At 64.0% G+C, this 13054-nt stretch carries 7 protein-coding genes; all 7 read left to right on the top strand.

The features are described from left to right. Window positions 1–60 precede the first annotated feature (60 nt). The 7 genes from WME85_RS49945 (at window position 61) to WME85_RS49915 (ending at window position 12045) form a co-directional block, all read left to right on the top strand. Window positions 61–1389 (top strand): metallophosphoesterase family protein, encoded by a 1329-nt coding sequence (locus tag WME85_RS49945; RefSeq protein WP_437832448.1) that lies wholly within the window; start codon window positions 61–63, stop codon window positions 1387–1389. Window positions 1390–1427: 38 nt separating this feature from the next. Further along, window positions 1428–4454 (top strand): hypothetical protein, encoded by a 3027-nt coding sequence (locus WME85_RS49940; RefSeq protein ID WP_437832446.1) that lies wholly within the window; start codon window positions 1428–1430, stop codon window positions 4452–4454. A gap of 985 nt (window positions 4455–5439) precedes the next feature. Beyond that, a complete protein-coding gene (locus WME85_RS49935) occupies window positions 5440–6276 on the top strand; it encodes a hypothetical protein (RefSeq protein WP_437832444.1) in 837 nt (278 codons plus the stop codon). Between the two features lie 672 nt (window positions 6277–6948). Further along, a complete protein-coding gene (locus WME85_RS49930) occupies window positions 6949–8136 on the top strand; it encodes a hypothetical protein (RefSeq protein WP_437832441.1) in 1188 nt (395 codons plus the stop codon). 507 nt (window positions 8137–8643) lie between these two features. Then, on the top strand, window positions 8644–9555 hold the full coding sequence (locus WME85_RS49925) for a hypothetical protein (RefSeq protein ID WP_437832439.1): 912 nt from the start codon (window positions 8644–8646) through the stop codon (window positions 9553–9555). Continuing rightward, window positions 9549–11105 carry a serine/threonine protein kinase gene (locus tag WME85_RS49920; RefSeq protein WP_437832436.1) on the top strand — a complete coding sequence of 519 codons (1557 nt, stop codon included), beginning with the start codon at window positions 9549–9551 and terminating at the stop codon, window positions 11103–11105. The genes WME85_RS49925 and WME85_RS49920 overlap by 7 nt, the downstream gene beginning before the upstream one ends. A 49-nt stretch (window positions 11106–11154) precedes the next feature. Then, window positions 11155–12045, top strand: coding sequence for a hypothetical protein (locus WME85_RS49915; RefSeq protein WP_437832434.1), 891 nt, complete (start codon window positions 11155–11157; stop codon window positions 12043–12045). Window positions 12046–13054 lie beyond the last annotated feature (1009 nt).

The raw sequence follows: 13054 nt of genomic DNA, 5'->3' as shown, positions 1-13054 counted from the left end.
CAATCCCTGTGCAGCGGCTTACACTTTAGGTGTAGCCGCACCGCAGGACGCATCTCTAACATGAGCGACGTAGACCGCGCACTCCACGGTACCAGAACCGTGGCGATTGCCGGCGGCTGTCATCTCGTGCAACGATCCAGCGCCACCGTGCCGAGTGGAGCAGCTGGTGAAGCTGCGGCTCGCAATTCAACCCAGGCTATGCCGACCATGACCGCCCCCTCGCTACCTCGCTTCCCCCTTACGCTCCTCCATCTAACGGACCTTCACTTCGGCGATCCCGCTGGGAAGGGACACTACTGGAACACCGAGTCACCGGATCTGCAGCTCGCCATCCACAACCAACGTGGCCTGCTCAAAAGCATGATCCGCGACCTCCGTACGCAAAAGCTAGAGCCTGATCTCGTTTTCGTGACGGGCGATCTACTTGACAAGGCCGACCCTAGGGGCATCCCGCTCGCCATCAATTTTCTCGCCGAGCTTACCGACCAGATCGAACTCCCTCGGACGCGCGTCGTGCTCATTCCGGGGAACCACGACGTGTCCCGCGACCCTGACTTAACAAAGAAGTACGCTGCGTTCGGCGACATCTGGACCGGATTCTACGGTTCTCTACTTCCCTCGTTCAATCCAGCGACGCCGGCGCACTTACGCGTGGAGCGCTTTGACTATACCAGCGACTTGGGCGTCGAGGTGGTCGGCTTCAACTCGTGCGAGGAACTCGACGACTCTACGAACCAGGAGCACGGCAGCGTCAAGACCGGACAGCGCGACCGCGCTGAGGATCTTCTCATGGCCTCCGAAGGTAAAAATCTCTTCCGGATTGCACTTATGCACCATCACCTCGAGCGGCCGGAGGGTAGCATTCGTCATGACTATAGCGTGATGGATGATGCAGCAGCGATGATCGAATGGCTCGCGAGCCACCGCTTCCAACTTGCTCTCCACGGGCACCAGCATGTCGATTGGGACTCGATTCGCATCGTCGACGGATGGACGATTGCGATCGTGGCCGGGGCGAGCGCGGGTGTGGCGAATTACGGCCGTGTCGAGTGGAACCTTCCGCTCGGATATCAGGTCATTGTCCTTGATGAGGCCACGAGCGGGCGGCGTATCCGTCGGGAGTACAACCCCCAGCGCCGGGAGTGGACAGCAGCGGGACGCGGCGCCGCCGAGAAAATGCTGCGCTTCGGGCCAGAACTGACGAGAGCGGGGTTCGTAAAGGGACCCGAAAGCGCGGATGGTGGGGGGGACATCTCGATCGAGCGTGCGAAAAGTCGCACGGGTGGTCTTCGCGCGCATGCCGCCGGACCCGGTAACGTCACGCTCAAGCACATCGATGTTGAGAGAGACATCATCGCGAGCACGGGAGTTCGTGACCCAAAAGCTTAACCCCCGGAGCAAACCCGGGGGCAAGCAGCAACATCTCGATGCGTGGAATCGTGGCCGGGCGAGATGTCATCTTCGCAACCGAGGGCGTCCACATTGTGACGACGACGCCCTCTCCAACTGGTTCAGGCGACCAGCAGCGGCTGCTACCTGCGCAAGGTGGCCGCCGATCCAGCGATGAGTTGCGCCTCATTGCGAAGCGGCTCCTCGAGGACGCGACACCAGCTTCACTGGTGCCACTCTTTTCGGACATCCCTTCCACCATTACCAGCGCGATCGAGGAACTCGCACGCCAACCCCGTCGAGCTCGCTACGACGAGCGTACGACGTTCACAGTCTCTGAGCTAACGAATCGCCAACGCGGCAGGCAGCTGCTCATCGCACCCAGAGGCGCCGGCAAAAGCTTCGCTCTGTGGCACGCTGCTAATACGATGATGACCGACTCCTCGACCATCCCGCTGTTCCTTTCCCTTGGACGGTTCGAATCATGGAGCGAAGCTCTCAATCATATCAAGCTGTTCACACCGGAACCTGACGACATATTGAAGGACCCGCGCATCGTAGTGTTCCTCGACGGCTGGTCCGAGTTTGCGCGTGGGGGAGGAGGCGATTCCGACGCGCATAGGAAGGTGCTCTCAGCGCTCGGTGATCTCCGGATCGTTGCGTCTGCACGCCAAGGCTCCGAGCACGATGCGCGCTTCGAGATCACACATCTCGAGCCGCTTCCTGGAGACGCAGTGCGGCGCGTCCTAAGGATAGCCTTCCCCAAGGCAGCCGCTCCCGCCGGAGCGCTGCTCGAGCTACTGCGACTCCCGCTCGCGCTCATGCTTCACTTGTTGCTGGGTGGCCCAGCAGCGAGTCGCGGAGAGTTGCTTGCAGCACTCCAGCAGCAACTCTCGTTTGGTCTTCCCGCGTCACTCACGACGGCTATCGCCTGCGCAGCGGCAAGGACGGCGCTCGCCTCGGAAACACCTCGCCGTGCCGTGTTCGAGGCCGAGTTGCGGCGAGCGGGAGCCGAGTTCGCTATTTCGGATCCAATAGGACTCACCCGCCGCCTGGGCACCTTCGGGACTAGCTCGACCGACGTCCGTCCGGTTCACGATCTTTATTGGAGCTGGCTGGTCGGCATTGGCTTGATCGAGATCGGCCTGGTGGCTCCAGCCATTGCTCGACTGGATTTGCATGAATCGATCGAGTTGGCAATCGAGGCTGGCACTCGGGTGCCCCAAAATTTGGTCGATGAGACCAGGATGCGAGACGCTGTGCTGGCAACGCGCCTCGCTGCGGCCGTCACGGTTGGCGCAAGCGCGGAACTGTCCGCGCAGACGCAAAGAATGTTAGCAGACGGTCGCGCAGCGATGCGGCGTCGAGGAATTTTGGCTGGCATAAGATCGACCAATTCATCGCTCTTCCGTAGCGCGCTCGACGCCCTGGCGGAGCTCCGCAATAATGGAATTTACATCGATGGCTTTGCAGACGACTTACGCATGGATATCATCTGGGGTCAGCGCGCCGAGCTCGCTGCCTGGATCGGGGCGAAAGGCACGGAGCAACTCCTAGGAACGATCGCGGTTCGAGGCGACAGCCGGTGGGTGAACTGGCTTGAGCAGCTCGTCTCGTCAGGAAGACTTGCAGGCAAAATAGCCGGTCCGATTGCGATCGCGTGCTCACAGACGATCCCCGGGTGGACGAGGCCGTTGCTCGCTAACCTTGGAGATGAACTGTATCGGCTTCGCCATGCGGCAACGCGCGGCACAAACGTCGAGCTGGCCCGGTGGGCGGCTGAGGAGTACCAGAAATTTCCGAGATCGAACTCCGACCCATGGATGGAGTTAAATAATATTCTCGTGCAGTGCGGCGATGATGCCGTTTTCGAGGGGTTGCTACGTGGATTCGACACGCTATCGGCCAAGGCTCAACAGACTCTTGGGTATGCGATTGTGGAGCGCGGGGAGCCTTGGATATCAAAATTTCAGCGCCGGGCATTCGCGGCCGGAACCTGGGGCCACAGTTATCGGCTTTATGATCATGTATCGTCCCTCATCGACGATGATACCGCGCGTCGCTGGATCGCGGAAGGCCCCGTTGTGCTGGGCTGGCAGGTGCTCATCAAGCGGTATGGTAACGCCGTCGTCCCCGAAATTCTCTCGCGATTACCCCAGTCGTTCTCAGGTCTTCACAACATCCCCGAACTGCGTGCGCTGGCATCGCTTGATGACGCGCCTGAAGAAATCGTGGATGAGTTATGGAACCGCCTCCATGGAACTGTAATGGAGTCGGTCTTAGAGGACATGCTCGGTGCCCTCGCACGTGTTCGATTGAAAGGCATCCCTAGCATGATAGCACGCCTTCGATTCGAACCATTCTTTCTCCCTCCGTTAAGCTTCAGTCGCTTCCTGGTTCTGCTTGCCGAATGGGAAGTTAGGATGGGTTTCGTAGTACGAGCCTCGGATGGCCTGACCGATAGGCGGTTCTCCGAATGGATCCGACTGGTGCGCTGGGAGAAAGAGCGGAACCAGCCACTTGTGGGTCACCGCCTCCATCAAGCCGCGTTGCCAATTTCCGACGACGTGCTCGACGACTGGGCAGCTGGTGCGGAATCCCTGAAAAAGTTCGTTTATTTGTCGCGCCCACTCGACCGCTACCATGCGAAGGCGGTCGACTTCCTAATGACACAACCTTCGGGTGGCAAGGAGGTGCTAGTGCTCTTCGGGGACGTGCTTAACAAATTCCCCGAGGCGGCATTGCTCCGGTTATTTGAGAAAATCAAAGAGGAAGGATCTGAAGGCTATCACCGATTACTCCGCGCGGTAGCGGCTTCCAACGAACCGTCCCATCGTGAGTTCCACGCCGCATTGGTCCGTTATTTTCTCGACCAGCCGTTGCTCGATATGCATGCATCGTATGTATTGGCGAACGTGCTTCGCGTGCACTCTACGATCGTGCTTAGGGCGCTGCTGCGCGATGCAGTTGATGTGGCGGCCGGGCTGTGGTTGCTACGTGACGTGGAGCAGACTGCGGGAACGTTGCTAATCGACGAAGAAGGACAGTGGTTGCCACTGCCGTAGATTACGGCACTGATGCTCCATCCTTCAACAATCTCGATGGCTTCGCCGGTACGGGCATGTGCCTCCAGGGCAACGGCTCGGCTGGCTCTGTCCTGCTGGCCTCGGGTGGTGCTACGAACGTGAGCCGGGCAAGACCTGGATGTCCCACCCGATAGTTGCAAGCTTGCTCCCCGCGAAGGTGGTTGCCCGACCCAAGGAGTGAAGCGTTGGAGCTGCGAACTCCACCTGTCAACTAAGGCACTCATCTGCGTGGAGCGCAATGCGAAGACGGGCCGCATCGCGTGGACCGTACGACCGGCGGGACCAGGATCGTCGCACGAACGGCGATGACGAGCGACGTAGCGGAGGAACGTCGAGCCAGACCGTCCGCACGAATTGCGGTGGCGAACCGTCGCGATCCGTCGCATTCTTCGGGATTTCTGGAGAGCGTGAACCCCGATCGCACCCGCTCGGAGGCCATGAGCCCAAGCGGGGCTCAACGGCCGGGTAGAGGGTGTGCCCCCAGCATTGGACGGCCAAAGAATGGGCCGATCCGGCCAGGCAGGGACTTCACGGCCGCCTACAGTACCGTGCTGCAGAGTTTGCCTGCTCGGTCTTCTGGTGGGCCCCGGCGTCGCAGACTCCGACCTGGAATCCGCTCGCCGTCCCAGTGCCTGCCTGGAACTCCGTTTCTGAGGGGCCATGCCTCTGAGAGGCCATCCGGGCCTCAGCCCTCGGCAGGGGGGCGCCCGGCTGACCGAGCTACCGGCGAGCGACTCCTGGTCGTTCCGCTGTGGGCGCACGTGGGCTCCCGGATTCCACTTGCCGCGAGGCACGCACGCTCCAACAGGATACCGGAGCCCGATGGACAGGGAGAGGGTTTCAGCCTCAATGAGAACGACGTGGTGGCCGGACCTGACAAATCGCGGAAATTTCAACGGCCCGGCTGAGCGGCAGCTCCCATCCCCTCTTACGATCTCGGCGCCGCCCTTGTAGGCTCCTCGCCATGAGCGAGGGGATCGATCCTAAGGATGCCGTCGAGGTGGGGGCCACCGCCGCGATCGAGGTAAGCAAGGCGGCAGCGCCGGCTGTGGTCGCCAGCACCGGGCTGACCTTCGCTGCGGGTAGCGTCGCGACTGCAGCCCTGATCGCGACTCTGCTGCCTGGGGCCCTAGGAATGGCGTGGCAAGCGTGGACGACGCGCTACCAGCGCCGGGCCCTGAACCTGCTCGAGACCATCAAGGCCGAGTGGGCAGCCGATGCGGGCGTCACCGCCGAGGAGATCGCTGGGAAGCTGGACGCTGAAGCCCAGCAGAACCCTGACTTTGCGGACGCGATCAGCCGCGCCGTGCGCGCGCTGATGGACGCTCCGAGCGATCGCGCCGCCGTTGCTCTTGGCGTCCTGGTCGCGGAGTACGGTCGTGAAGAGAAGAGCGCAGACGCATTCTTCCGGGGCGTGGTGCGCCTCTTCTCCGAGCTCGACAACGCGGAGCTGGACGAGCTCGCGGGCATCCTGGAATGGCTGCTCGCAACCGTGAAGCGCGAGGAAGTGATCATTCGCGCAGTCGACAGCACGCAGGGCCCCGGTAAAACGTGGGCTCGCATCCCGTGGACTATCTCGATTAATGTCGACGACCCCAAACAGCCTAACCTCCCTCACCAGAAAGGCGAACGAGCGACCTATGAGCTGCACCCGGCCAATGGCGAGCGCCTCCTTCACGTGCTGAAATGGGCCGGTCTCGCCTTCGAGTATGCCAGCGGCGGATTCGGTGGATCCCCACCTCTGGCGGACGTGCGCCGGAGCGTGGCCGGTCGCCTTGCGCGGCTCCTTCGCGTTGCATAGGCGCTCGGGGCGGACGAGTACATAAAACCAGCGCCTCGGTCGGGGGTGCAGCGGGCGCTTGCGCACGGCGTCGACGTACCTGCGGACGGGCCTTGATCGTTTCCTGCCGAAAGCGAAATTCCAGCCTGGCGCGTGACCGGAGCCGCAGGTCACAATCGGGATCCTCGGCATGAAGCCGGCTACGACATCCGTAGGATCCAGGAACCTCCTCGGCCACCGCGACGTGAGCACGACGAGAATCTACACCCACATGCTGAACCACGGCGGACTGGCCGTCCGCAGCTCCGTCAACGGCCCTTTCGGTCCGAGGTGGTGAACGGACCGGGTTGTGTCCGGCAACCTCCCGATGAGACGGACACGCCATGTCATCCAGGCGCGACGCGACGTCTCCGGCTGCGCGTCCGCCGTGCCCCCTCCAGTCGCCTCCGGTCCCCAAAGAGGCGGCGACTGCCGCCAGCGTTAGGTGAATATCGCCTATGGCTCTGGACAGCGTTTGCCTCTTGCCGCGTCGAGCCGATCCGTAAGATTTTCGGTCGGGAAGGTCGCAACGGGCGACGAACTAGACAGACCTGGGCCGGCGGTTTCAGTTGGCCAATCAACTAATAGTTAGGCGCATCCTCTGCCCCGTGCCAGAAACGAAGAACGCAGATGTCGCACCAGGGAGATATTGACATGCCGGAAGCACTCACCGTATACATTCTCGAGGAGGCGGGACTCTCGAAGGGTGCGCTTTCTGCTTACACCACGCGATTTCGTACTGGCGCTCAGCGGAACGCCCTTGCGCTGTACCATACATTCTCCACGGCCGCTGAGCTTGAGCGAGGACTGTTGCGCCTTGCCGAAGCGATTGCGAAACCGCATTGCGGGCGCGCCACCGATGCCCGCACTCATCTTATTATTATCAGTGCACACGGCGCCAAACTCACTGGTACACGTCTCACACTTTCGGGAGCCGACGAGTCAGATCAGTCAGCGAGTGAGATCGATCTGAAGCTGCACGAGGATTACTTTCGGACACTGCCAGTGCAGTGCGTGATTTACCTTTCCGTTTGTTGGGGTGCATATCCTGGACCGATTGGAGCCATCTGCGGCCATTCGAAAACCAGCTCACAGCATATACTTATTGGACCGCTGGTTGAGATTCATTGGAAGCATGCCGTAGAGGCGCAAAATAATATCATTGATTCGATTCTATCCGGGGCTGACATCGAGAGCAAATTCATCGCCCTCATCGAGAAATGGAATAATAGATGGTTTACTAACTATGTCAAGCCCGCCATGCGGGTAGTCACCCTTGATGGGAAGTGGATTCCAGAGCAGGGCAAGGCAGGTCTCGCGACTGAAATTTACAGCGCAAAATGCGAGGTTGTTGCTCTGCAAGGGGGCAATGAGCAGAACCCGACCTATGCGATTCTTCACGACGACAAATCTTTCTTGGAAGTCCGCCTCGCTGGTCTGCTCGCTGTCCTGAACAAGACAGAGATCGGCAGAGAAGATCTAATTGGAACATGGCTTGATATACGTGCAAAGGTATCATTTCCAGCGCTTGCACCGTCGTTCGCCGGACGAGCCGAGATTCTGAAGGCGACACGGCTTCTTGAGCCCCCCGCGGGCAGGGCCAGGTATGTGCCGCTATACCCGCACATGCGAGAGCGAGCCCACGGTTCTGCGCACGCAGGCGTCGAGATGACGCCAGAGGCTATCGGTCGCGCGTGCGGAGCATGCAACTGGGCCGCACTGAGATGGACGAATGTGATATCCGGCAACGAGCGGCGTCCGGTAGTCTCCGCGGGGTGTCGCCGGGATAGCTGTCCCGAACGCGAGCCGGACAGCTCGCAAGAGGAACCTGGCACCACCTAATCCGCCGCTGGTCTGACGCCGCGTCGAGCCTTGCTTCGCTCGGCGCGATGCGGCGCAGCACAGCGGCAGACGTTGAGCAGGCAGACGTGTACAGCCACCCGGAGCCGACGGCGCCAGCGGCCGGCACGGCGGAGCGGAGGATCTCCCCGACGGAGCGGGGGCGGCGGGCAGGACGCATGCTCCGCCGTAACCAGACGACGCGGGCGGACGGCCTGGACGCGCGTATCCGGTGCAGCGCGTCTCGCCCCTCTCGCGGTCATGGGCCGCCGCGAGAGTCGTCACCGGTCGCGGTGTCTTTTAGGTCGCAGATGAGAAATTTTGTCGCTCGATCACAATGCTTGCCACGGAGCACGCGGCACTTCTGCACGCTCGACCGCGTCGCCGCGGTGGTATGAAAAGCAGCGCCGCGCTGGATGGGCCAGCGCGGCGCTGTGGTCCCCCTCGTTTGCCCCGAGGTGAACCGTGCGTGCTTCTATTCTACCGGTCCATCGACGGCAAGCGGCGGCCATGGCCCTCGCCCTTGCTTCCGCGTTCCCCGTACAGGCCGCGGCCGTGGACCCTCCTCCCCGGTCCCGCGAGGTCCAAGAGCTCATCGAGGAGGCGGAGAAGGCCGCCAAGCGGCTCGACCTCGCTCGCGCCCGCGAGCTCTGGGCGCGGCTCAACGAGCTCGAGCCCTCGACGATGGCCATGTGTCAGCTCGGCGTGTTCGACCTGCGCCTCGGCCGGCTCGAGGAGGCCGCGGCCGAGCTCTCCACGTGCGTCGCGCAGATGCCCGCGCCGACCAACGACGTCGAGCGCCGCCGCTACGAGGTCCGACGCGCCGACCTCGCGGCCGTCCGGCAGCGCGTGGCCGAGCTCCACGTGAGCGCCCCGCCGGGCACGGCGCGGCTCCTGGTGGACGGTCGCGAGGTGCGCGCGGGCGGCCCCGTCTTCGTCGCCCCTGGACAGCACGAGGTCACCGCGACGGGCAAGCAGGGCCAGGTAGCCCGTGCGCTCGTCAAGGTGACGGCGGGGCAGTCGCGGCGCGTCGCCCTTGCCCTCGAGGCCCCGAAGGCCGCCAGCGCTCCAGCGCGGGCGCGCAACCCGTGGACCATCGGCACCGGCGCGGCCGCCTCGGCGGCCCTGCTCGGCGCCGGCGTCGGCCTTCACCTGGCCGGCGACGCCGCGGAGAGCGAAACGGCCGCCAAGGTGTCGCGCCTCTCGGACGGCTCCATGCTCCCGAGCAGCGCGCAGTTCCGCAAGACCTACGACGAAGCGCACGCGGCGAACACACGAGCGAGCCTGTTCCATGGCTTCGGCTCGGCTGCGCTCGTCGTCGGGGCAGCGGTCGGCGCCGCAACGGTCGTGTATGTCGTCTGGCCGCGGAAGGCCGAGATCCGCACGAGAGGCGCCGGCGCGGAGGTCAAGCTCGTATGGTAGCCGCCGGCGACGTGTGGGAAGGCCACGAGCTGCTCAACGAGGAGCGCGGCTTGCTCCGTCACTTCCTCGCGCGGCAGGTCGGCGACACGGGGGCTCTGGTCTGGCTGCACTTCCGCGATGGCGCGCGCCTCGATGCGGGCCTGTTCGCCGAGGAGATCGCGCGCCTGCAGCGCCTCGCAGGCGAGGTCCCGGAGGTCGTCCCCATGCTCGACGGAGGGGTGAACGGCGACGTCGCGTGGGCAGCGTCGCCTGTACTAGGCGACGCGATCCCGCTCATCGACGCCACGCGGGGAAATGACCTCGGGCCGGCGGATCTCGAGATGCTGATCGACGTCGGCCGCTGTCTCGTGCGTGCGCATGAGCTCTCCTTCATCCACGGCACCCTCAGTCCGGACCGGGTCTTCATCGGGGGCGATGGCCGATACGCGATCACCCACTTCGGCTTTGCCCGTCTCTTTCAGCTCGGCCCGGAGGACGCTCGTCAAGATCCGTACGGGTACGCACCGCCCGAGCTCTTCTCGGGTGGTCAGCTGGGACGTCGCGCGGACGTGTACGGCTTCGGTACGATCATGTACGAGCTCTTGTGCAGACGCGCCCTCTCGCCGTGGACCCGTCCCCCGAGCTTTCCCAGCGGGATCCCTCCGATGCTTCAGGCAATGATGCAGAGGGCCCTTGAGGAGGACCCCAATCGACGGCAGCCGAGCATCGACAAGATGCTCTCTGTCCTGACTCCCTTTGCCCGCGCGTGGGAAGAGCTCGGCGCACCGCCGGCCCCTCCCCACGCGGACAGCTTCGCCGGACCGTCCGGCGCTCGGCGCAAGCCGGACGAGGCGGCGCCCATCCTCGTGGAGGACGTGGAGGACGAGGCGAACGCGTTCGCCTCGGGCGAAGAGGGAGGGCGAGTTGGCGAGTTCCCCACGCCCCGCCCTTCCGAGGTGCCCGACACGGTCAAGAGCGTGCCGCCGTGGGACGCGGCGGACAGCGTCACCGACGCATCCCCGGTCGCCACGCGGCGCCCTTCCGAGACGCCCTCCACCCTCAAGAGCGCGATTCCGTCGCGGGACGCGCGGGACAACATCACCCACGCGCCTCCGGTCGCGCTGCGGTCGTCTCCGGCGCCCGAGCTACCGGACCTCGAGCCGCTGCTGCCGGTACCGCCGGTGCCCTCGACCCTTCCGTGTTCGAGCCGCACCCCAGGGCGACGTTCGCCCCCGCGCTGGTTCGGCGCGGTGCTCGCGCTGGCGTTCGTGCTGGGCGGCGCGGCCACGGTCCTGTGGTGGGAGCCCGCTCGTCGAACTGTGCCGCGCCTGGGGCCAGTCGTCCGAGCCGCCGCGGTTCGAGCCACCCCGCCACCCTCAGTTCGACCGCTCGATCAATGCCCTGAGCGGCTCGCAGGGGCCGCCGCGCCCCCGGACGCTGCCCCGCCGCGTGTCGTGCCGCGGTCCCCCACGAACCGCCCCGCTGCTCCCACACGGCAGGCGAGGAAGACGCCGGCGCAGGAGCCGGATCTCTGCGACGGTCTCGTTCCTTGCCAGAAGGTCTTTTACTGAGCAGCGGGAGGGGTTCTCGATGCGATCAACGCCTTGTTTTGCCTTCAGCATGGCTGCGCTGCTCGGCTGCGGGGAGGACCTCATGATTCCCAGGCCCCGGACCGATGACAACCCCGTGCTGTTATGGGTGGGCAAAACGCCAGATTTCCCCATCTGCCCTGATGGTCGGCTCGATTACTGGGATGGCTGGGCCGACGTGCGCACGGATCCTCAGTACCAGAACGAATGCGGGACGTGCACCTGCGGCCCCGCCGCGTGCGCGCTGCCGGACGGGATGCTGGTGCACGAGGCGCCGCTCTGCGCGGTCGAAGGGATCAAGATCGACCTCGCCGGTGCAGCCGACCCGCCCGGGCACTGCGTCGAGATCTCGTCCCCTGTCCCGGGCGACGCGTTCGCCGCGGTCACCCTCAAATCGCCTACGATGGCTCGCACATGCGATCCCGCGAAGGACCTTGATCCGCCGCCCCTCAGCGGAACGTTCGCACGAGCTTGCCCGTGGACCGGTGAGTATGAGTCAGCCTTCAACGGGCTGGTATGTATCGCCCCCGAAGACGATGGCTCGTGCCGGCCGGGCTTCTCCACGCGCTTCGAGTTTCAGGAGAAGATCCAAGACGCGCGTACCTGCACGCCCTGCGCGTGTAGCGCCCCCGTCGGTGGAAGCTGCGTGGCGGACGTGCTGCTCTTCAGCGACGCGAGCTGCTCTCACATGCTGTTCTCGGGCAACGGTATCGGCACAAGAGAGGGTGCCTGTTATGTAACACACGAAGATTCGCCTCTGGCAGGGGTGCGTGTGGTGTTCGCGGAGGACGAGCCGGGCACGTGCTCGCCAACAACCGATGTCTCCCTGGTGGATGGCACGATCGAGAGCGGCGAGACCCGAACGTTCTGCTGCTCCAGCGCGACGATGGTGGAGGTGATTCATGCCAATGCTGACAATTAACCCAGGCCGTGGGGTAATAGCCGCGCTGCGCTCGGTCGTGCTCCCTATGCTGGCCACGTGTGTGCCCATCGGTTGCTCCTCGCCGGTGCCCCCCGACAACCTGCCGGAGCCAGATCCGAGCCAGCTCATCCTGCTGTTCGTCGGCCGGCCCGAGAACGCTCCCCGATGTGGTCCACACGGCGACAGCAATCTCTTATGGGAAGGGTGGGCAGGGACACCTGGGCAAGAGGAATGCGAGCCCTGCACGTGTGGACCGTCGCGATGCGTGCTCCCGCATACGATACTGGTACACTCCTCGTCCCTTTGCTCCATCAGCGACCTGGTAGCCACAATCGATCCGGGCATCTCCTGGGATGGGACATGTTTCCCTCTCCCCCAGCCCATTCCGAGCGACTCCTATGCCTTTGTGACCATCGACCCGCCTGGTGCGTCGGGGTGCCAGCCTATCCCCGAGGTTCCTGCGCTGCGGCGAACGGGCATGCGCTTCGTCCGGGCTTGTGGTCCAGATGTGGACTTCCCTTGGCCGGACTTTCTTCAATGTTACCCGCCGCAGCTGAACGGAGAGTGCTGGGAAGCCCACGAGACGCGGCGGGAGTTCCCCCTCTACAACGACACGCGCACGTGCAGCCCGTGCTCCTGTGGGGAGCCGAGCCGCGGCGATTGCCGCGTGCAGACCACGTTGCACCGGCAGGTAGACTGCTCCGAAGATCTCGGAACCGTTCTCATCTCCGGGCTGGATGAGCCGCTCTGCACGGAGACGATCCAGGGGCGCATCGGCGCGGTGAGGTCGATCTTTACGAAGGACGAGCCTACCTGCGCCCCCTCGACCAATTCCATGGTGGTGAGCGGGACGATCGAACCCGGTGACACGCATGTACTCTGCTGCAACCGTTGAGACGAGCATCGCCCCATCCTCCTGGACCGGACCTTCACCGCGACGGGGATGCGGTCGCGCCCCGAGCGCGGCCAGGGGACGATGGCGATCGCACCGAGCTCGGCCAAGTGGACG

The organism is Sorangium sp. So ce1153 (assembly GCF_051521595.1).
GTDB lineage: Bacteria > Myxococcota_A > Polyangia > Polyangiales > Polyangiaceae > Sorangium.
The sequence above is the reverse complement of the archived record's forward strand: the minus strand, read 5'-3'. Positions and strand labels throughout refer to the sequence as shown.